A 21,284-nucleotide genomic window follows, 5' to 3' on the forward strand; every position below is an offset into this window, starting at 1 on the left:
AGTTATTCCCTAGACATTGCCACCGTCCGCGCACCATTCCAGCCCAATAACTGCCTTTTTGCAGTTATTTGCTCCATATGTAGCCCACATCGATACAATAACTGCATTTTCGCAGTTATTTCCTAGACAGCGCCGTCTTTCGCGCACCATTCCAGCCCAATAACTGCCTTTTTGCAGTTATTTGCTCCTTACGTAGCCAACAGTGGCTCAATAACTGCATTTTCGCAGTTATTGCTGAACCAGGTGCCCATTCGCTGAGAATTCAGCTACGCTCCTATCCTATTCCCGCTCGTACTCCTACTGCTGAGCTCACAGATTAGGAATTTGCCAATCGATCTCGGGAAGCCCCTTCGACCGCAAAAACTGGTTCGTCTGCGAGAACGGTTTGCTGCCAAAAAAGCCGCGATGGGCCGACAACGGGCTCGGATGTACAGAACGAATAATAAAATGGTCCGGATTTGTAATAAATCCCGCTTTCTTCTGGGCATGACTGCCCCACAAAATAAAGACTACCGGTTCCTTCTTCTGGCCAACCGTCTCGATCACTTTGTCCGTAAACGTCTCCCAGCCTCTGTTTTTATGCGAATTCGCTTCATGCGCTCTTACCGTAAGCGATGTATTCAGCAGCAGTACCCCCTGCTCCGCCCACTTCTGCAAATACCCGTTATTCGGAATATAGCATCCCAGATCGCTATGCAATTCCTTATACATATTTTGCAAAGATGGCGGCGTTCTCACACCCTCTTTTACAGAGAAGCTTAAGCCGTGAGCCTGTCCCGGTCCGTGATACGGGTCCTGTCCCAAAATGACAACCTTCGTATCTGCCAGAGACGTATAGTGCAAAGCGTTAAAAATATCATATTTATCAGGATAAATATCATTCGATTGATACTCATCCTTGAGAAAATCTCGAAGCTGTAAGTAGTACGGCTTAATAAATTCCGGCTCCAATTCGGGAGCCCAATCGTTGTTTAAGATAGCCATTTCAAGCTCTATCCCCCTGCCGAAATAATAAGTTTCGACAAAATTATACCATACCCCGCATCTAACCGTCGCACGATCCTTCGCTTTTCGCCACCATAAAAGTAAAAACGCCACCCGACGGATGGCGTTGCATATAGAGCGAGTTGCAGCTACTCATCGTTATTATCGTAGTTTCCTGAAAAACCGGCGTATATGCTCCGCAATCAGCCTCGGATTCTCCGTCGCCACGAAGTGTCCGCCTTCACCCAGCTCCTCCCAGCTTCTAATATCCGGGAACAGCCTCTCCACATACTCCCTTGGCGGCCTTTCATGAGCTTGCGTAGCTGTTAGCGATACGCCTAAAGGCACGCTGGAAACTTCGTTCTCACCGGGCCATCTCGTATGTCTGCCTTCATAATAAAAGCGATTGGACGCATTGATCGTTTGCGTGAACCAATAAATCGACACGTTCGTGAGCATCGTTTGCCTGTCAAAATGCCGGAATAAATCGCCGTTTGGCGGCGCTGTCCACAAATACCATTTCTCAAGAATGAATGCCGCGAGACCAAGCGGAGAATCATTGAATGCATAAGCTAGCGTTTGAGGTTTTGTTCCTAAAAGATGAGCATAACCCGCCTCTTCCTTATACCACTGCTTGCACAGTTCAATATAGCGGCGCTCGGCATCTGTCATAGCAGCGTCATCCGCTAGATAAGGACTAGGATTGCCCGGCGACGTCGTATGATAGCCAATCACTTGTTCAGGATGATCCAAACAGAGCAGACCTAATATACTTGCTCCTAAATCATACCCATGAGCTCCGAAACGGTCATAGCCCAGTTTGTTCATTAGCTTAACTAAAAGTTCTGCCGCCTGCCTATCTTCAAAGCCTTTCTGGGACGGTACGCTGGAAAATCCATGTCCGGGAATAGAGGGAATGACGACATCAAAGGCATCGGAAGGATCCCCTCCGAATCGACTGGGATGAGTCAAATACGGAATAAGATCAAGCATTTCATAAAAAGACCCCGGCCATCCATGAGGAATGAGCAAGGGAAGCGGATTCTCCCCTTCGCCCCGCTCATGAACAAAATGAATATCCATTCCGTCAATCGTCGCTTTATAGTTCGAGTGTGAATTAATGCGGTCTTCTACCGCTCGCCAATCAAACTTCACTTTCCACTCATGCAAGATTTCTCTCATCAACCCCAAAGGGATTCCGTATTCCCACGCCGCATCCGGCATCTCGTCGGGAAGCCGCGACAAACTCAACCTAAGTTTCAATTCTTGAATTTCTTCCTCGCTAATCGTTACGGAAAAAGGCTTCAATATAACACATCCTCGCTTTGAAGATAGACAGAAGAGCATTTTCTTTACTGAATTCTTTTTTATTCATTATAAAGGAACATATGTTCTCATTCAATAACAGGTTATAAAATGAAAAGTAGACCGCCTTCACAGGGGTCTTCCGGTAGATTATTCAGTCTGAGCAATGCCATTGTCTTTGTAAAAACCGTAAGTTGACGGCGAATCAGCGGAATCGGAATCAATGTACAGAATATAGTCTCCAAAAGTATAGACGATTGTATAGGGTTCCCCTTCACCGAGTTCAGGATCATATTCAAATATATTATCGGGAGTGCCCCAACGTTGAATGATTTCATTAGGTGTATCGCCAATCTTAATATCAAGGATTGTTTGTCTGGGCAGAAGTACAATGGAACTAAGAGCTCCTGAATTCTGATCTAGATTATCCACGTCAGCATCATTTATAAAATAACGGTATTGGGGATACAGAATCTGAATTCCGTATGGATCGTCTTTGACTTCTATTAATCCATCGTTAGAAGCGAGTACCGAACGAAGATTGTCTCCGATAGCCGAAGGGATTCCCGGAATTTTTCCGCTGTATAAATCCTCAAAGCTCCCTGACGCAGAGGCAGAGGCAGCATCCTTTTTCTCACCTAAATCGTCCGACATGCCATACTCGTCTAAATCACTCGCTTCTTGCCCGAGAGCATTGTCGTTAGGTGTTTCAACCGGCTGGTCGTCCGCATACGCCGTCGAATCATCGATTCCAAAAACCTTCTCCAACATAGCCATTTTAACAAGCTCGGTTTGAGGCACCTCGTTGAAGGATAAGGCTCCTAGTTCAAAATAGTCCGTTTCATCATACACAATAAATTGCAGCCTTGCCGTTACTTCCGTATCCATATACGACATTTTGCCTTTAAATTCAACAATATGTTCGAGATCCTCCGATAGGAAATACGTCCAGGAAGGGTTAGCAAAGAAACGTTCAAAGGTCTCTCCATACAATTGATCGGGGAGTTCTTCGGGATATCCGTTCTTTACGTATAGCACATAAGGATTATCTTCTTCCGCTGCGCTCTGTAATTGTTGCTTAACTTTCTGAATGAATTCATTCGGCATAAGCGAGCAGCCGCTTAAAACGGTGAACAGCAATGCAAGGTAGGCCATCTTTCTTATTCGCATTCGCATCAACATATAATCCAGCCTTTTACTTTAATAGGATCGTCAACCTTAGATAGATGGAACATCATTTATTAGTATTCATCCTGTTCAAAGATATTATCTTGATAGTAAGCATAAGTCGAAGGCGAATCAGCATCATCATCCGTATAAATAACCAGCGAATAGTCTCCAAAAGTATAGATCAATGTGTATGGTTCTCCTTCACCGACATCAGGATCAGACTTATAGCTATCATAGGGGGCGCCCCAGCGTTCGATAATTTGATTTGGGGTATCGCCAATCTTAATATCAAGGACAGGTTGTCCCCGCTCAAGCGTAATGGAGCCAACAGTTGCTGAATGCTGCTCTGGATTATCCCAATCAGAATAATCCATATTATAAGTGTATTGGGGATACTCAAGCTGAAAACCCAATGCTACTTCTCTGACTTTATTTAACCCTACATTAGAAGTACGCACCGAACGGAAATTGTCCCCGATAGCCGATGGGATTCCCGGTATTGTACCACTGTATAAATCGGCAAAGCTCCCTGATGCATCTGAAGCATCCGTTTTCTCACCTAAATCGCCCGAAATATCGTACTCGTCTAACTCAACCTCTTCATTGCTGTTAGCTTCGTTTTTATACGTTTCAACCGGCAGATCGTCCAAATACGCCGTCCAGTCCTTTTCAAAAACCTTCTCCAACATAGCCATTTTGACGAGTTCGGTTTGAGGCACTTCGTTGAAAGATAAGGCTCCTACTTCAAAATAGTCCATTCCATCATCCACAATAAATTGCAGCCTTGCTGTTACTTCCGTATCCTTATACATCATATTGCCTGTAAATTCGACAACATGTTTGGCGCTTTCCGATCGGAAATACGTCCAGGCAGGGTTCGCAAAGAAACGTTCAAAGGTGTCCCCGAATAATTGATCGGGCAGTGCAACGGGATTTCCGTTCTTTACAGTTAGTACATAAGGATTTCTTTCTTCCGCTGAGCTCTGTAATTGTTGCTTAACGTTATGAATCAGGTCATTCGGTATGATAGAGCAGCCGCTTAAAACGGCGAACAGTACTGCAAGACAGGTGATTTTTCTCATTCGCATCAACATATAATCCAGCCTTTTACTTTAATAGGATCGTCAACCTTAGATAGATGGACCTAATATTCCATCATTTACTATGATTATATGAGATTCGACAAATTGCATCAATAACATTACATAAAATGAAAAATCCACATTCTATAAAACGAATGTGGATTTTTTTATTAAACTGAGCAACATTCATCCCTCGTGCAAAAGCAACGGAATAAGATAGTATTGCTCTGACAAATAGCTCTGAAGACTAGCAGCCAATCGAGCAGAGGAGCCCGCAGCATTCACTTGCAAATCAGGAAATGCTTCCGTCGCCTTGCCACCCCCGCTGCGGGCTGTATCGACTTTGACCGCCGCAGCCATTAGCAACGATAACAGCGATTGATAAGCATCCAACGCCTTCATCGCTTTTCTAGCTGCCCCAAAGCTGAATTCTACATGGTCCTCCTGGTTGGCCTTAGTAGGAATCGAATCGGCGCTGGCCGGTATCGATAACGAATGGATGAGCCCGACTCTTGCAGAAGCCGCTTCTCGGATGGCATCCAGCTTGACTGCGCCCGCTTCCTCCAGCCTGTTTAAATGCTCCAAAACAAAGCTCGCCTTATCCACAAGTAAAATAGTAAGCAGGTCCATTACATAGCCCACTTGCGTATTGCTGCAATTGCAGCCCATGACCGCTTCGTAGCCGTCCTCTGCCTCGAAGAGCAGCGGATTGTCGCAAGTAATATTGTTTTCGAAGTTTACCGTATTCAAAATAATCCCAAAAGCGCTCTCGACCGCTCGATCGACCTGGTCCTTCGAATCGATAGAAATCCCCTTAACATCGCCCAGAACAGCTTCGATCTTCCGCTCAATGTCCAGCAATTGCTGCATATTATGACAAGCAAAAATAGCGATAGCTTGCGTCATCGTTGAGCCGTTCATTTGCGCAAGCACCTCTTTGCACTCCAGAGGGAATACAGCCTCCATGTCCAACGCTTCGAAACAAGCTTGCGCTTGCATCCGCTTGCCCTCATAGAACACTTCCGCTTCCTCCAGCCCGCCAACGACCATCGCGTTGTGAGCCAGCGGTCCAAGGTCGCTTAACCCGGTCGAACCCAGCTCGCGGATCGCCGGCGCAATTCCGCGATTGAAAACATCAAGCATCCGATTGATCAGCTCCGGTCTTACACCGGAATATCCCCGGCTCAGCACATTGGCCCGTATAAGCAGCGATGCTCTTGTAATGACGGGGTTTAAAAACTGCCCCACTCCCACTGCATGGGGATAAGGAATCGTTTTATTCCATGCCAAATGCTCTTCCGGCGACAACGCCGTATCCTTCAAATTGCCGAGTCCCGTGTTCACGCCATACACAATGGGAGCATCCGCCTCAAGCCAGCGCGTAATCTGCGTCCGGCTGCCCTGGCATCTCGACGCCGCTTCCTGTCCCAAGCCCGCCGTTCCCAGTTGCCCGCGCACCGCTTTAATAATCTGTTCGATCGTTAAGCTGTAGCCATCGATATAAAAATCTGTCGTCTTCATCGCCTGCCACCTACCTTAAGTTTCCGATTGCGTTTTCCACTGCATTCAGCACAACGCCATCTAGGACAGCCTGCTCGGCAGCAACCATATCCGGCGATGCAAAGCGGTTCACATGCACCGTACGCACATATTTTCTAAAAGCTTGGAGCGCTTCTTTCGAACCTGCTCCAAACTCGAAATCAGTCAGCTTGGCTTTGGCAAAATCCATCCCCTGTGCGGCCATGTACATTTCGATGCCCAAAATCTTGTTCAGCAGCGAGACTGCATCCATCACCTTTAAGGCGGACTGGAAAGTGCCGCACCGATATTTTTTCGTAATCGGATCGAACTTTGAAAAAGCGTTGCCCGGAGCAGCGAGCAATTTCATTTCTCCCAGTATGCCGGCGGCAGAGGCTTGAATGACAGGAAATCCATGATTGAAACCCGGATTTTCGCCAACCAAATTCATGGGAAGCCCGTAAGACATTTTGCTGTCCAAGAGCCTGAAGCTTCTTCTTTCGCTAATATTGCCTAAATCAATCAGACCGACGGTGAGCAAATCCAATACGTACCCTAACAAAGGGTTCGATTGCTCGGCAATTGCATTGATGTCTTGTCCCAGCTGTTCCTTCAGCCACCTGAGCGTATCTCTAAAACCTCCATGGGTTTGCGGTACGGCACGGATACTGATGGCGTCCTGGCAGCGCGGTCCATTGTCACCGCCATATGCCTCCCGCCCTCTCTCGGTCGTAAATTCACTTTCAGCGATTAATCTTCTGATGTTTTCCGCCACTTCAATCTGGCTCGCATAGGGTCTGCCCAATTCATGCAGCCGCCGATCGAAGGCGCCCGTCTCCCCGCGTATCGCTTCAAGCTGCATCGCCACGCAAATATCCGCTGTTTTCGCCAGCCTTGAAGCCTCGGCAGCCGTGTAAATGGCGATCGCCGTAGAAACACAGCAAAGACTTGTCACATACGCCATATCTTCCTCAGTGAATCGAAGCTTGCTGAGCCCCATCTCCCGAAACAATTCCCCAACGACTTTGATTTGTCCTTGATGGCGGCAAAGCAGCTCCTCTTCTCCATAAAGAATGAGCATAAGCTCGCTCATGGCGGACCTCTCCGTCCGATTCGCTTGATGGAGAGATGGCTCGATCTGATTGTTCACAAAGAACAATGCTCTTTCCACAAGTTCGCCGCTCCATTTGCCTTCCAGTTTGACGGTATGATTCAAAAGGAGATAAAGGCTGAGCAGACCTATTTCGCTCGGCAGCAGCCCACCGTCATATTGGACATAGTCTCTTAAAGCTTCCAGGACACTCTCTTCCTGCTGTCCGAACCTAGTCTGCTCCGTTTCCGACTGCCGGGAAGAATTACTTGCCTCCTGGCTGCTATTCAACTTAGCCATACTTATCGGCAATCGCTCTCCTGCCAATATCGCATCCAAATATTCCAGCTTTAAACCGGTTCCGTTTAAAACGAATGGGGTACTCATAGGCATACTCCTCGTCATGTTGATGAAATGAAACACTTTAACAGCGCGGTTCCCTGCATGCATCAGGACCCGAGCAGACGATATAGAACACCATCCCTTATGGGGATGGTGTTCCGAGGCTAAAGATTATTTGATTAGTGCATTATCTTTAAGAAATTGCTTAGCTACGTCTTTATATTCTTTCTTATTAATATCGACTTCAGCATTCAGCTTTTGCAGTGTCTTGTCGTCCAGCTTCGCCGTAATGGCGTTAAGGATTTTGCTTACATCCTTGTTTTCATCCAATACCGATTGACGAATAACCGGCGCTACATTGTATGGAGGCCACAATTGCTTGTCGTCTTTCAGTACGATCAGATCCGGGTTGAGCAGCTCGCCGTCCGTTCCAAAAGCAACTGTAGCTTGAGCTTCGTCGTTCAGAACTACGCGATACTTAACGCCATAGTCGAACAGTTTCAAGCTTTTGAATTTGAAATCTCCGTAAACGCGGTTCATGCCAAGCAGTCCATCCTCGCGTTCTTCAAATTCAGGAACGGCCGCAAAGTTGATTTCGCCTGCTTTTGCTTGCAGCTCGGTGAGCGTCGTAATGCCGTATTTCTCGGAAGCCGCGCGTGAAATCGCGATCGCTTGGGTATTATTAGCTTGGGAAGGATCGAGCCAGACCAGGTTGAACTCCTTCTTGTAGAAGTCGGATACGAGATCATACACTTGCTTAGGATCTGGAAGAGGCTTTTCATTCAGAATGTTCAGCAGGCCCGTTCCTGTATACTCCGGATAAACGTCGATCTCGCCTTTTTTCAGCGCCTCATGAGCAATCAGCGTACCGCCGAGGTTCAGCTTGCGGTCAACTTTAAGGCCAGCGTCTTCAAGCGCCAATGCAAACATTTCACCAAGCAGGAGCGATTCGGTAAAGTTCTTGGAGCCCACCGAAATCTTTTTCTTGGATGATCCGTCTCCGCAACCTGCAAGAACACTCGTTAAGGCAATGATTATTGTGAGCAATAGTACACCTGTAATCTTCTTTTTCATCTTCAATCCTCCCAAAAGTTAAATTTCTTTTCTAAAACGTGGTACTTCAGACGTCCCTCTATTAAGTCTTACATACTTCAGTAACAAAATCACTCCTCTTTTATCAATTACTGATAAGTAGTTATTAATTTTGTTGAATTAATGATAGCATCTCCACCTAAATCATGTCAATCCCATTTGTATACTAGGTTTTAAAAAATTTGAAATGCAATAGAATTCACCTCATTGTGATATGCTGTTCTTAAGTACCAATTCACTTCTAAGGAGTTACGAATGATGTCGACAGCGATGGGAACCAAAGAAAATCCATGGAAACTTAAGACTCCCCCTCAAACTTCCGAATACGAAATGTATAAGGACGAAAAGGACGGCAAGCCCATTATTGTATGCACAGTAGGCAAAACGGTTTTACATTACGACTATCGTTGTGTAGACGATTTATATGCGATGCTCAAGGAATATGGAGACTGGATGGAACTTGGGAGCGCCGATGAACAAAAGCCCGCTAAAGATGGCACGGTTGAGGCTTGGGGGCGTTCCCCTGAAAATCCAATCGGCGGCTGGTACGGGTTGAAGAAAGGGTTGCGAGGCAGGTTCGGCATGTATATCCCGCCTTTAATGGAGGCATTAGGACTGGCAGAACTCGAGCACAATCCAAGAAACAATCGAATGAGGGCGTTATAAGCGACAACTGCTCCCGTTCATGAAAAAAAAAGCGCAAGTTCCAAGGCCGGACTAGCCCATACTAGGGATCGGTCCCGCCGGAACTTGCGCTTTTTGTTTATCGTTGTCCGTCTTATTAATCCACTAATTGCAGCTCCTTGGCTCGGATAACCGCTTGTCCGCGCCGCTTCACGCCCAGCTTACCGAAAATTCGGGTTGTGTGCGTCTTCACCGTCGTCTCGGCAATAGCGAGCCTCTCAGCAATTTCTCTGTTCGACAGCCCTTCCGCAAGCGCCGTTAAAATTTCAATTTCACGGACAGTCAGCTGCTCCACCAGCCCCGGAATGTCAGACTGGGCCGTATACAAGCTTCCAACTTCATTATCGGCGGTTAACTCCGATTCCGATTTTGCGACGTTTTCCGTTATTGCAGATGCCGCTGCATACGGAGCGGCATCTGCCCCGTCCTCTAACATCTTGAAGTAGATCATTCTCGCAGCGATCAGCTCCAGCACCTTCACGTCCCGATCCGTAAAAACGCCCGGCACTTGCCGATTCTCTAAATAGAGCAAAAGCGAAGACCCCTGGCCCGGAATAACAACAGGCATACATAGAATCGAACGGGGCTCTTGCTCCTGTATATACGGATCAGTTATAAAGTGGCTTTGCCGCGCATCGAAAATAATGATCGGCTTTTTCGTTACCGCGATATGGCGCAATACGCTCTCCGCAAACCGATCGGAGGCAGCCGCCTCGCTCGGCAACGGCTCAGAGTGTGCTGCGATACGGTAGCCTTCGCTGCCCGCCGATTGCAAGACCAATCCCCGGTCGGCCCCGGATTGTCGAAGAGCGGCCTCCAGCAAGCTATCCGGCCAAGCTCCATTCCCCGGATTGCCAGACCAATCGATGATTTGCTGCAGCAGTTCATTATCATTTACCGACGACTCGGCCGGGGACTCCGTCAACGACAGCTGCTCGCCGATGATGGAGGCTTCGTTCCTATATTCTAAAACCGGACCTTCATATGTTTTTGCCGCAGTATGAAGCAAATCAGCATGACGGGTTCGAATTTGCGTCACTTTAGCAGTAAGGCCCCAGAGCGAATACGCCGTGCATGCGTCCATTAGGGAGATCATCGCTCCCGCTCGGCTCCGTACCTCTCGCTCGTAGTAGACCCCCAGCCGTTCGCAGGCAATAGCCTCCATCAGCCCGTATTTCTCGATACGGGCCTGCTTGATCGCAGCCGCGTATTGGCTGATGGCTTTCTGCTGGCCGCGGGTTATCCGCTCCTTTTCCGCCATCAGCAGCAATTGCGCGGAAGAGTGATGGCCAAGAAAACCTTTCCACTTCTTCATCTTCTGCAGTTGCTTGCGTAAGGCTCTGCCTATTTGTTTACGTTCTTCCGCAGCGGCTTCCGGGTATAGTGCGGCTAAAGCCATCGTTTCATAGAAACGATGCTTCCGAATGCGCGCCCAGTCGGACGGCAATTCATTCTCCCTTCCGCATTTCGCCCAGAACAGCGCCTCCCGGTAATGGCCGGACAAGTAAGCCGCTTCCAGCTTGCATACATAGCCGTAATTATCTTCGAGCGGCTGCCCCGACAGACCGCCCGGCGGAATGGCGATGAAGCTATTCAGCAAAGAATCATCTTGCAGCGACGCCAGATAGCTGTCTGCTATCTGCGCCAGCTCCAGCATTTTTTCGCCGGCGTTTTTCTGGATGCGCTCGTTAAAATAGCTCAATAGCTCCGCCAAGGCGTAAAGATTGTCATTATGCGTAATTAGACAAGTGACCCAGGCCATATTCGCAAAGTCTTTATCCCCAAGCTCCAGCCCGTGGCGCATCGCCTTGTTCAAATAGGCGGATGCTTCCCGCGGCTGTTGCAATTGCTCGGACAGGCCTATGATATACGCCAGCCGATGCTTCGTCCCTGATTCCGACACGGAAATGCTGGGCAGTAACGACGGAATGGCAAAAGAAGCAGCTTCCGAATATTCCGAGAAAACCCGTCGCAGCAGCAGTTCATAGATGCCAATAATGAAGGCCAGCCATTCATTCATCCCTCTTTGAAGACCGTAGCGAATAAACCGGGCAAACAGCTCAACTAGCGACTCGGGATCGGTGAGGAGCAGCGGAAATGCAAGCTGCACCACATGCTGGCATAAGGCCGCATAATCGTTGTCGCGATTCATGGGCCATTGATGAAGCTTATTTCGATTTCGATACAGCAACGTTTGTGTGAGCACGATCTCCTTCAGGATGGAAAGCTTGGAGCCCCTCTCCCGAAGCTTCCAGCCATAAGCCTGCAATGCCATTTTTCCATAATGGATGGCGGTTTCGCTATCAATAAAAGCATGAAACTGAATCAAGGGCGTCCAAATTAACGACCGGTCCGCCCGAGTGAGATTCTCTTCTCCCTGTTCCAAGTCCTGCAAAATCCGCTTAGCCTTCTCAGCATGACCGCACAAATATTCCGACCACGCCAATGCCAGCCTTAGCCGTATAACCAGCGCCTCCGACTCGACGCCGGACGGCTCCGCGACCAAACGCAGCCCGGCTTCCGCGTATCGAACCCCTTTGGCATATCGCCCGCCGTCCAGCGCGTTCAGCCCTGCATGAAGATTATGCTCTGCGAGCTGAAGCTTCTCTTGGGCCGACATAACCGAAACGCCAAGATTAAAGTGATCGACCGCCGCCAGCGTCAGCTCTTCGCTCATGCTCGGCAGACGTTGCTGCAGAATGCTACCAATCTTCCAGTGCCGCTCCGCATTCTGTTCCGGCTCGAACGAATACGCTAGCTGGCGTAAATAGTCGTGTACAAACAAATAGCCGATATCCTGTCCGTTGAAAGGCTCGGTATCCTCTTCCCGGCAAATGATTCCTCCCAATTCCGCTTCATGAAGCAGCGAAATCGCTGCATCCGGCGTTAACTCACAGGCTTCGCCTAAAAGCTGCAGGCGGAAAACCGGGCCGATTGCAGCAGCCGTTGCTAGCACGCGCTTCAATGCATCCGAAAGCTTGGCGAAACTCGCTTCCATGAGACGGCGGTTCGGTTCCGACTCATTCATTTGCCGAATGACTTCCGAATCCCATACCCATTGGCGCCGCTTCTCATCGAAGCCAAGTTTCTTTTCCTTCAGCCAGCTTTCCAGCAAGAGACGGACAGAATGAGGATAGCCGCCGGTTCGGTCATATATGGAACCGGCCAGCAGACGAATGCGCGCCGAATTTTCTTGCACAATATCGGATACATATTGATTTGTCTCTTCTTGGCTCCACGGCAGAAGAGCCAGCAGCTCCAGCGGATGGTTCTGCCACCGTTCGGCCAGCCAAGCGGATTCCTGTACATGCGCCCGCTCACCGTTATTCTCCAAAAAGCCGCCGTTATCATCCGTCCGGCAAGCGCCGATCAGCAATAGCCCGGGCGTCTGATCCTCTAGAGCCAGTGCTCGAATAACGGCATGCGTGCCCTTATCGGCCCATTGCAAGTTATCGATGAACAGCACAAGCGGCGGCATGCCCGCTGCCAAACAGCGAAGCAATTCAAGCAGCAGCTCTCCGAAGCGATTGTCAGCGCTGTCATACGGAACGGCTATGCCCTCATTATGATTTTCTTCAAACAACGGTCTAGCTTCCGGCAATAACGCAGCAAGCGTCCGCATCTCTTCTTCTCCAAGCCTCGCTTGAAGCTCTTCCTTAAACCTCTCAATGCGATCGGCCGGCTCGCTCCAAAGCTGATGCATCCATTGCGTTACCGCTTGCAGAAGAGGTTCATAAGGTCGCATTGGGCGAATTGGATCAGCGCTGCCCTCAACAAAACGGCCGCCCAACCGGACAGCCTTCGATCGCAGACGATGAACGAGCGCCGTCTTGCCAATTCCCTCGCTGCCGGCCACCCATCGCACCGCCTTCAACCCTTCGGCAGCCTGTTCAAGTCCAGACTCCAGCCGCTCCCATTCGGCCGACCAGCCGTATAAACGGTCTGGATACCGAAATGAGCGGACGTTGTCCATCCGGCCAATCTCGAAGGACGTCGATGGTTCGCCGTTTTTCAATCTATTTTCAAACTGCCTTAAATCATCAAGCAGTCCGTATGCACTCTGATAGCGGTCCTCAGGCGACTTGGCCAGTAGCTTCAACAGGACGGCCTGCAGCGACCCGTCGTCTTCCTTCCGATGGGCGAGCGGCGGCTGCGGCAGTCTATGGATATGCGCCGTCCCCCAATCCTCGCCGCCTTGCGGTTGAAACGGCAACCGGCCGTTCAACAGCTCATACAAAATAACGCCCAATACATATAAATCGCTGCGTTCGTCCGGAATATGGTTGATTCGGCCGGTCTGCTCCGGGGAGCAATAAGCGGCCGCATGCCATTCCACTCTCTCGGACAAGACAGCTATATTTTCTGTCAAATGAATACTTATATTTGCGGGACTCAGGCAGCCGATTACCGTATGATGCTGGTGTTCGCGGCACACCATCTCCGTTATTAAAATAGAAAGGACCATGAAATCGGATAGCTCCATAGGCGAATCCATTAAATAATCTTTCAATTTTTTGTAAGGGCCGATGGTTATGCACATCCTGTCTAAGTTGATGCGATCGTAGTTTTACATGAAAGAACCGTCGCTTCTCCTATTATATACAGAAAGAATACGCTATTCCTTGCAAATATAGCAAGGTTTTGAGAATGTTATCCTGTAAGCGGCATAGCAAACCGAAAAGGCCGTCCCGTCATCATCATGACTTGCGGAACGGCCTCAGCTTTCGTGCCAAGCGGTCGACTTAATCGATGAGTTTTTTTCTAACTTTTCTCCAGAAGCTCGCGTTTCTGCGATTGACATACTTTTCATTGTGAATCAGCAGATCATAGGCGGTCCATGGCGTCGACGCGCGGATGAACGCATACGCGCCAATGGCGATCAGAACGACGCAGACCGGATAATAAGGCGCCAGCGCCCCCTCCGTGATCCCTTTTTCTTCAAGGGCAAAAACCATTCCCCCTATCGCCGCCAATCCGACCCCGACCGTGATCACGACGGCGTATCTCTTCTTTAAGCGGTTCACCCGCTCTGTCAACTGCTTCACATAGTTCTGATCCAGCATGAGGGCTTCTTTCTCCAGCACGTGATACCGTTCCTCGTCCTTCAATATTGCCGACAGGAAGGTCACGATACCCGCTGCGGCCAACAAAACGATTAGGATCGCGTAAACAACAGGTTCCTGACGAAACATTAAATAGGGTACGAAAGCGAGAATAATGAGACCAAAACCCATCGCAAGACGGTTAGCCAGCTTCTGCTGATAACTCAAATAGCCTTCCGCCATCTCTTGGCTGACATAATAACCTCGATCTTCTCCGTCGCTCTTCTCCTCGGTTTCCTTGAGCAAATAATCGATGGATACCTCGAATAGGTTGCCGAGCATGAGCAGCTTTTCGGTTTCGGGAAACCCTTGCCCATTCTCCCACTTGCTGACCGCCTGTCTCGTTGTATTCAGCCTTTCGGCCAGCACCTCCTGGGAATAACCTTTTTCTTTTCTTAGCCTCAGTAATTTTTCGCCAAATGACATAGGCATTCTCTCCTTTGCTATCTGTTGCCTAAATTATAGAAAAACAAAGGGAGCGGCGCTATATATTTGAGGTTGCGTTTGCGCCACTTGCGGTTGCAACTGCGCAACCACGGGCTTTTTCAGCAATCAAAAAATTATTTTATCGTTAATAGATCCAATAGGATTGGAAATGCTAATAGAAGAATGATATAAGGAAATCAGATCGCAAAAGCATAGGAGGAATAATGATGGGCCGACTTATTCATTTCGAAATTCATGTAGACGACATGGAGCGCGCCAAAACGTTTTATGGGGAAGCATTTGGCTGGACGTTTCAGGATTGGAGCGATTATGCCGGGGTTCCCTATTTCGGAGCCGTAACAGGCGATGACAACGAAATGGGGATCAACGGAGCTCTGGTGAAGCGTAGAGGAGAGCCGCCGCAGCCAGGCCAAGCGATGAACGGTTATGCATGTACGTTAGGCGTAGGCGACTACGATTTGACGGAACAAAAGATTTTAAGTCTTGGCGGTACGGTTGCTGTGCCCAAGCATGCGCTGCCTGGCATGGCGTGGCAAGGATACTTTGTGGACACGGAAGGGAACATTTTCGGCATCCATCAGCCGGATGAGAACGCAAAATAAATTCTCAAGCATAGACAAACCCCCAGCGCGGCTGGGGGTTTGTCTTTTCGCCCCTACGCCGCCCCCCTCTCTCAAAGATCTAGCCGGCGGATATAAGGCATAAGGAAACCAACGCTCAGCAAACCCGCCAGTACCAGAAGCAGTCGTACGCTCTCCGCGTCTATAATCGTGCCTGGAAGGCCCAACTGGAACGCCCAGATGACGCCGAACGCCGTGGAGGCCACGATGGTCACCGTTGACGAGAAGCTTCTTAGCCCGATCGCCACTGCCAGCAAAACCGTCAGCCCTATGCATAACGCGCTCCAGCCTACTTCTCCAATATAGGAGGCAGAAAAATGCGAGGCTATCGTCATCGGCTGTTCGGCATAATAGGTATAGGGGGAGAGCAGCAGCAATAGCGCGTTTTGCAGCAGGGTCGACAGCGCCGCAGCCAAGATGCCAAGCCCGCTAATCCATATCAGCTTTACTGCGGCAAGCCTACCGCGAGAGATACCGCTCGCCCATATAGCCGCAATTGTTTTATCCCTAAACTCCTGTATTCCTATTTTGGCCGCCCATACTCCCGAGAAAATAAAGCATCCCGGCCAGACGATGGAATGGTTAATCTCCTTAATCGCCGCATGCATATCTGGGAACATGGCCAGCCCCCCCGTGCTCATCCCTAATGCGTATAGCATCAAAAACAGAGCTGCGTTAAAAGACAGAAAGGTCAGCGTTATTTTACCAGGTTTACATTTAACCCCCTCCAAAGCCAGCAAGCTCATATCGCTTCTCCCTCCTCCCTCTCATCGATCCAGCTCATATAGTAGTCCTCAAGACTTTCGGAATGCCGGAACTCATCGACCGCTTTCTCCTTGTAAAGTACTCCTCTATGCATAAAACCGATCGTGTCTGCGCAATGCTCGATTTCGTGCAATATATGGCTTGATAGCAAAATGGTCGTTCCTCTTTCTTTTTTCAGCCCGATCAGCAGCTCGCGAATTTCTTTTATTCCGGACGGGTCTAGTCCGTTAATCGGCTCATCGAGAATCAACAGCTCAGGGTTACCGATAAGCGCGCGCGCCAGCCCCAGCCTCTGCTTCATGCCTAGCGAGAGACTTTTCACCTTTTTGTCCTTATGCCGGTAGATGCCCAGCAGCTCGAGGTATTCCTTCATATCGGCTAGCGGTGCATTCTTGTACCTGCAATGGATCGTCAAATTCTCTTCTGCGCTTAATGAGGGGTAGAACACCGGGGTCTCAATCATCGTCCCCACCTTGCTCATTAAGCCGCTATTGCGATCGAGCGTCGTCCCGAACAGCTTAATCGTCCCCTGCGTCGGCAGCGTAAGCGTCGTAAGCATCTTCATCAGCGTTGTTTTCCCAGCACCGTTCTCGCCGAGCAGGCCGTAGATGGTGCCCGCACGGACCTTCAAATTCACTTCGTTAACAATAACATCGCGGCCGTATTGCTTGCTCAGCGAACCCGTTTCAATTAAATACTCCACTCGCATCCCAACCTTTCATTGTAATCGGAGCCGTCGTATCGTCGTGCCGCTACGCTGATTGCAGCTATTTCTCCACTTGAGCGGAAGCTCTGTGCTGCGGACTGCTTCTTTTAGCTCCTTTAACGAGCGCAGCCAGTACGAACAGGAACAACAGGAGGAAAGCGCCGCTCGCACCCACACTGCCGACCACGTTGATGTCCTGCCGCAGCAGCGCGCTGCTCCATAGATTATTGACATAGTATAGAGGCGAAAACTGGGCCGCGATACTCAGCAGCTCAGGACTTTTCTCGATTGGGTAAAAAATACCTGAGGCGGCAATCAGCCCGAAGTATACGGCTTGGGCCAAGCCTAAAGCTGCGTTTTGCGATTTCACGACCCAACCGCACAGGCTGGCCAGCAGCAAGAACAAAACGACGGAAATCGTAAGCGCGACCGGCAGCAACAGCCAATTGATGTTCAGCGACACGCCGAGCGTAATCTTTCCCAAGACGATAACAAGCGCCGTCTGAACGATCAGAATGAATACTCGACTTAAGTAGAATCCAGCCAGCAGCTTGGCCGGGGAACCTTTCTTCGCAATCAAGGCCAGGATGCCTTGTTCACGGAACTGAGCAAGCCGATACGGCAGCGAGAAGACGATGCTTTGCAAAATAAAGAGACTGACGAAGCCCGGCAGCAGGAAGCTCGAGAACTGCTGCGACTTCACGAAGAGGCTGAAGGCGACAATTAAGATGAGCGGGAACATCCAGTCCCAGAACACGAGATGCGGCATGCGCAAATCAGCTTTCAAAAAATGGACCGTTAGCTTTTTCAATGGGCTTCACATTCCTTTTCTAAAATCTCCATTATTTTTTGCTCGTTCTTGTCCGCCAGATCGGACGGTAAAGCAGTCGGGTCGATGTCGTGCAGCTTATGATTGGACAGGAAACAGATCCGATCTGCGTACTTCAAGCTCTCGCTGATGTGATGGCTGATGGCAATGACGGTTTTCCCTTCGGCGGCATCCCGCTGCAACACCTCACGGTAATAGTTGGTTCGGTTCATTGCATCGAGTGCCGCATCCGCTTCATCGTATAATCGGATCTCGTCGTCGCACATCTCCGTAATTGCTAAATACAGCCGCTGCTTCTCTCCGCCGGACAGCTTGCGCGCCACTTTTCCTTCAATTTCCTCTAGAGCGAATTTCATTTTCACATCGTCGTATCTCTTTCGGGTGTCGAGCAGTTCGAGAAAGCATTCGATGTTTTCCTTCACCGTCATATCCTCGAAGTAAACGGGCGTTTGGCGATGCAATATAACGCTGTTTTCCGCCTGCACGCAGCCGACGTCCGGCCTCAAGTCTTGCGACAGCAGACGGAAGAGCGTGCTTTTTCCCGCTCCGTTCTTAGCCAATAGAAAGTACAGCTTCCCTGGCTCGAACGTAAAGCTCACTTCATTCAAAATCATTTGCGCGTATCCAAAGCTTAAATCGATCAGCTTTAACATGGTCCCCGCTCCTTTTGCACCTAACAGGATTTGATCTGCGGCCGAATCGGCCGCTCGCCGCCTTGCAACGGCTTTCATTGTGCTGTTGGGTTCAGTATAAGCCGGAAATCGAGCTTTCAAATGAGTATTTTGTGCACATTTCCACACTTAGGGAGGAAGAAGCGGCAGTTCATTGTCGGTTCAAATAAAAAAGACAGGCGCTTCCGCCTGCCTTCCCGTTATTCATTTCATGCGCTTCAGCTTAACGCTCCCAAGCTCAATGCCCCTTATAATCGCCGTCACCGTGGAATGTACGCCAAGCTTATCGTTAATTGTCTGGAGATGATTGTTGACCGTTCGCCTGCTAATGTACAGCCGATCTGCCACCTCCTGCTGTTTCAAGCCCTCAGCGGTTAATTGCAGTATTTCCTTCTCACGATCCGTCAGGGGCTCGACCTTGTTCTCATGCTTTGGAAAAATAACCGCACCCTCAGCCACTCGCCGAATTTGATCGGCCAGATCGTGGATCGAGACGCTTTTGTTAATAAAACCTCGCGCCCCCATTTTAATCGCCTGATTGCAATATTCGACCAGATCGTAGCCAGATAGGAAGAGCAGCTTCTGATCGGGAAAACGCTCCAGAATGGCGCGCGCCACCTCCAGCCCGTTAACCTCCCCCATATGGACATCCATCAAAATGACATCTGGGCGCCTCTTCTCAACGATCTCGACCGCTTTAGTGGTGTCGGAAAACGTCTCGAACTTGCCGACGAGTTCCTTCATCGCGATTTCAAGACTTTTGGCAAACAGCTTATGATCATCAAACAGCATAATGTGCATGTCCATCTTCCGTTCCACCCTTCATCGGAATTTTGATATGAATATGCATGCCCGGCCCGTCGTTCCGCCTGATGGAGAAATCGCCGCGAACCAGCTTCATCTCTTGCTTGATCGACAGCAATCCGATAGAAGATGCCGCTGCATCTTCCTCCACAGCGTCACCGAAGTCGAAGCCGACTCCATCGTCCAACACATCGAGCAGGAGCAGCCCGTCACTGGTGACATGCAGCGAAACAACAATCTCGCTTGCCTGCGCGTGTTTGACCGCATTTTGCAGCAGCTCCTTGGCCGTGCGGAACACCAGGTATTGCAGTTCCCCGTCTATCTCCAGATTAGGGTCTGATTCCAAGCGGATTTTGAGCTGCGGCTGCTGCACCGCCCCCGCCTTCAGCTTGCCGCACAGCGCGCTTAAGCTCTGATACAGCCCCAAATCAGCCAAAGTCGTCGGATAAATGTCAAACAGTCTTTCCCGGATTGAAGCATTCAGCTCATTCAATGTATCCAAGATAAGCGTCTGAATCTCCTTGTCCTGCGTGCTTAGCGATTCCGTCATGTTCCGCGCGGCCAAAATAACTTGCAGCACTTCATCATGAAGATAATGAGACAAGCTTTTGCGGATCTCTTCGGTCTTATGAATGAGCGAAATATTGAAATATTGCTCATAGCTCAGACTGGGGAGAGCTACGAATCTCTGTTGGTGCTCGTGCAAAATTTCTGTCGTTTTCAAAATTTCCGATACGGTGTCGGCCACCATGCTCATCGTCTGAAGCTCTTTGTCAGTAAACTTGCCCCTGTCTATTTTATGCCCGGCGACAAGCCATCCGTTCACCGCTTTTTTGTATGTCAGCGGAAAACAGAGATAGGACGAATCCAGATAGGTTAACGTCGACATCTCATCCTTCAGCTCGTTCAAATCGAACCTTTTAAGCGAAAACTGTTCGAAAACGCCGTTCTGCTCCAGCACATAACAGCGGTTATTCTCCTTCCAAATGACCAGTGAGCCGTCCAGCGGAATCGTCCGGTCGATAAACTGCCGGATCAAGCCGCTCAACGTGCTGAGGTAGTCGTCATAGCTCATTTTCCGCAGCAGCTCCTGTCGTTCCTTTTCCAGCCGCTCCTTCGTTCCGTTGAGCGAATAGAGCTGTCTGGCCGACAGGTAGCCCTGCAGCAGCATATAACCGTAGATCAACGTGCTTGCAACTGCTGTAAGCAGCAGCGTTTGCGACGCGGCAAGGCCCATCGCATAGACGCAAAACGAATAAAATAATGCCATCACGCCAAGGCCCAGCCCCGACAGCCTCGCAATGAGGCGATAGTTCAAGCTGACCTGCAGGCCGTTTCGTTTAATCAACAAATAAGCGACGACGATCGGGAGCGCGATGATCGTAAAGATAGAGTAGTACTTCAGCTCACCCGGAACAAAGTTCCTTAGAAACGTATAAGCGGCTATAAACGGGAACAGCGAGATCGCGATGGAAATGTTCAGCACTTTTCGGTCTTTCCCGAGCGCTTCCCTTTGTCTGGCGTTGTAATGGACCGAGAGCCCGAAGCAAATGACGATCGCGAACAACATGTGAAGGAAAAGAACATAGCTCAAAACGGTCACAAAGCTAAGCAGGGCAATCGCGGTCAATGCGGTTGATAGGAGTAGCAGCGTGTTCCATTTATAGTACAGCCGCTTCTTGGGGATGTGGGTGAAATGAACATAGAACATAAACAGCACATTTGGCGCAAAACTCATCAATATGCGGGCGATGCCGTAATACAGATAGTCGCCCCCGTTCAGCAAAACGAGAATCCAAGCGACCATATACATCATGAGAATAAACCATTTGACCGAAGACACGACCGTTGTGTTCAAATAAACAAATGTCCCAATCGCAATCAGGCACATGGCGTACATGGCATCAAACGTGAAATTGAACGGACCGAGGCTTTGAAAATAAACAATGACTGCCGCCATCAGTAGAGCGTTGATAAGCAGCAAGCCTACCCATTTGTTATGGCTCATGACTCACCTGCCTGTTTCCTATCGTTTTCCGATGCAAACAAAAGTCTTTTTTTATTCATCCATAA

At 49.4% G+C, this 21,284-nt stretch carries 17 protein-coding genes; 2 read left to right on the plus strand and 15 right to left on the minus strand.

Going from position 1 to position 21,284, the window contains the following annotated elements; translation table 11 throughout:
• Positions 1–309: 309 nt before the first annotated feature.
• The 7 genes from ACFVTB_RS15155 to ACFVTB_RS15185 form a co-directional block, all read right to left on the minus strand.
• On the minus strand, positions 310–984 hold the full coding sequence (locus ACFVTB_RS15155; RefSeq protein WP_387750473.1) for a uracil-DNA glycosylase: 675 nt from the start codon (positions 982–984) through the stop codon (positions 310–312).
• Between the two features lie 162 nt (positions 985–1,146).
• The gene (locus ACFVTB_RS15160; protein WP_387750476.1) at positions 1,147–2,292 is read right to left on the minus strand and encodes an epoxide hydrolase family protein; all 1,146 of its coding nucleotides are present in this window, start codon (positions 2,290–2,292) and stop codon (positions 1,147–1,149) included.
• A 147-nt stretch (positions 2,293–2,439) separates the two neighbouring features.
• Positions 2,440–3,471 carry a hypothetical protein gene (locus ACFVTB_RS15165; protein WP_387750478.1) on the minus strand — a complete coding sequence of 344 codons (1,032 nt, stop codon included), beginning with the start codon at positions 3,469–3,471 and terminating at the stop codon, positions 2,440–2,442.
• Between the two features lie 59 nt (positions 3,472–3,530).
• Positions 3,531–4,553 (minus strand): hypothetical protein, encoded by a 1,023-nt coding sequence (locus ACFVTB_RS15170; RefSeq protein ID WP_387750481.1) that lies wholly within the window; start codon positions 4,551–4,553, stop codon positions 3,531–3,533.
• 174 nt (positions 4,554–4,727) lie between these two features.
• Positions 4,728–6,062 (minus strand): aromatic amino acid lyase, encoded by a 1,335-nt coding sequence (locus tag ACFVTB_RS15175; protein WP_387750484.1) that lies wholly within the window; start codon positions 6,060–6,062, stop codon positions 4,728–4,730.
• Between the two features lie 10 nt (positions 6,063–6,072).
• Positions 6,073–7,536 carry an aromatic amino acid lyase gene (locus ACFVTB_RS15180; protein ID WP_387750487.1) on the minus strand — a complete coding sequence of 488 codons (1,464 nt, stop codon included), beginning with the start codon at positions 7,534–7,536 and terminating at the stop codon, positions 6,073–6,075.
• 126 nt (positions 7,537–7,662) lie between these two features.
• Positions 7,663–8,565 carry a glycine betaine ABC transporter substrate-binding protein gene (locus ACFVTB_RS15185; RefSeq protein WP_387750489.1) on the minus strand — a complete coding sequence of 301 codons (903 nt, stop codon included), beginning with the start codon at positions 8,563–8,565 and terminating at the stop codon, positions 7,663–7,665.
• 273 nt (positions 8,566–8,838) lie between these two features.
• Between ACFVTB_RS15185 and ACFVTB_RS15190 the strand changes: the two genes are divergently transcribed.
• Positions 8,839–9,249, plus strand: coding sequence for a DUF6855 family protein (locus ACFVTB_RS15190; RefSeq protein WP_387750492.1), 411 nt, complete (start codon positions 8,839–8,841; stop codon positions 9,247–9,249).
• Between the two features lie 115 nt (positions 9,250–9,364).
• Here the strand turns inward: ACFVTB_RS15190 and ACFVTB_RS15195 are convergent, their stop codons facing one another.
• Positions 9,365–13,762: an AAA family ATPase gene (locus tag ACFVTB_RS15195; RefSeq protein WP_387750495.1), complete on the minus strand. Its 4,398-nt coding sequence runs from the start codon at positions 13,760–13,762 to the stop codon at positions 9,365–9,367.
• Positions 13,763–14,009: 247 nt separating this feature from the next.
• A complete protein-coding gene (locus ACFVTB_RS15200; protein ID WP_387750498.1) occupies positions 14,010–14,795 on the minus strand; it encodes a helix-turn-helix domain-containing protein in 786 nt (261 codons plus the stop codon).
• Positions 14,796–15,022: 227 nt separating this feature from the next.
• Here ACFVTB_RS15200 and ACFVTB_RS15205 point away from each other — a divergent pair, with 227 nt between their 5' ends.
• The gene (locus ACFVTB_RS15205; RefSeq protein WP_387750794.1) at positions 15,023–15,418 is read left to right on the plus strand and encodes a VOC family protein; all 396 of its coding nucleotides are present in this window, start codon (positions 15,023–15,025) and stop codon (positions 15,416–15,418) included.
• Between the two features lie 71 nt (positions 15,419–15,489).
• Here the strand turns inward: ACFVTB_RS15205 and ACFVTB_RS15210 are convergent, their stop codons facing one another.
• The 6 genes from ACFVTB_RS15210 to ACFVTB_RS15235 all read right to left on the minus strand — a co-directional run bounded on the left by ACFVTB_RS15210 (position 15,490) and on the right by ACFVTB_RS15235 (position 21,219).
• Positions 15,490–16,182, minus strand: coding sequence for a hypothetical protein (locus ACFVTB_RS15210; RefSeq protein ID WP_387750501.1), 693 nt, complete (start codon positions 16,180–16,182; stop codon positions 15,490–15,492).
• On the minus strand, positions 16,179–16,904 hold the full coding sequence (locus ACFVTB_RS15215; protein WP_387750503.1) for an ABC transporter ATP-binding protein: 726 nt from the start codon (positions 16,902–16,904) through the stop codon (positions 16,179–16,181). The genes ACFVTB_RS15210 and ACFVTB_RS15215 overlap by 4 nt, the downstream gene beginning before the upstream one ends.
• Before the next feature lie 64 nt (positions 16,905–16,968).
• A complete protein-coding gene (locus tag ACFVTB_RS15220) occupies positions 16,969–17,718 on the minus strand; it encodes an ABC transporter permease (protein ID WP_387750505.1) in 750 nt (249 codons plus the stop codon).
• A complete protein-coding gene (locus tag ACFVTB_RS15225) occupies positions 17,715–18,389 on the minus strand; it encodes an ATP-binding cassette domain-containing protein (protein WP_387750508.1) in 675 nt (224 codons plus the stop codon). Before ACFVTB_RS15225 ends, ACFVTB_RS15220 begins: the two co-directional genes overlap by 4 nt.
• Before the next feature lie 222 nt (positions 18,390–18,611).
• Positions 18,612–19,214, minus strand: coding sequence for a response regulator (locus ACFVTB_RS15230; RefSeq protein ID WP_387750511.1), 603 nt, complete (start codon positions 19,212–19,214; stop codon positions 18,612–18,614).
• Positions 19,189–21,219, minus strand: coding sequence for a GAF domain-containing sensor histidine kinase (locus tag ACFVTB_RS15235; protein ID WP_387750514.1), 2,031 nt, complete (start codon positions 21,217–21,219; stop codon positions 19,189–19,191). Before ACFVTB_RS15235 ends, ACFVTB_RS15230 begins: the two co-directional genes overlap by 26 nt.
• Positions 21,220–21,284: the final 65 nt, after the last annotated feature.

It is taken from the genome of Paenibacillus sp. NPDC058071 (genome assembly GCF_042885235.1).
Classification (GTDB): Bacteria; Bacillota; Bacilli; order Paenibacillales; family Paenibacillaceae; genus Pristimantibacillus.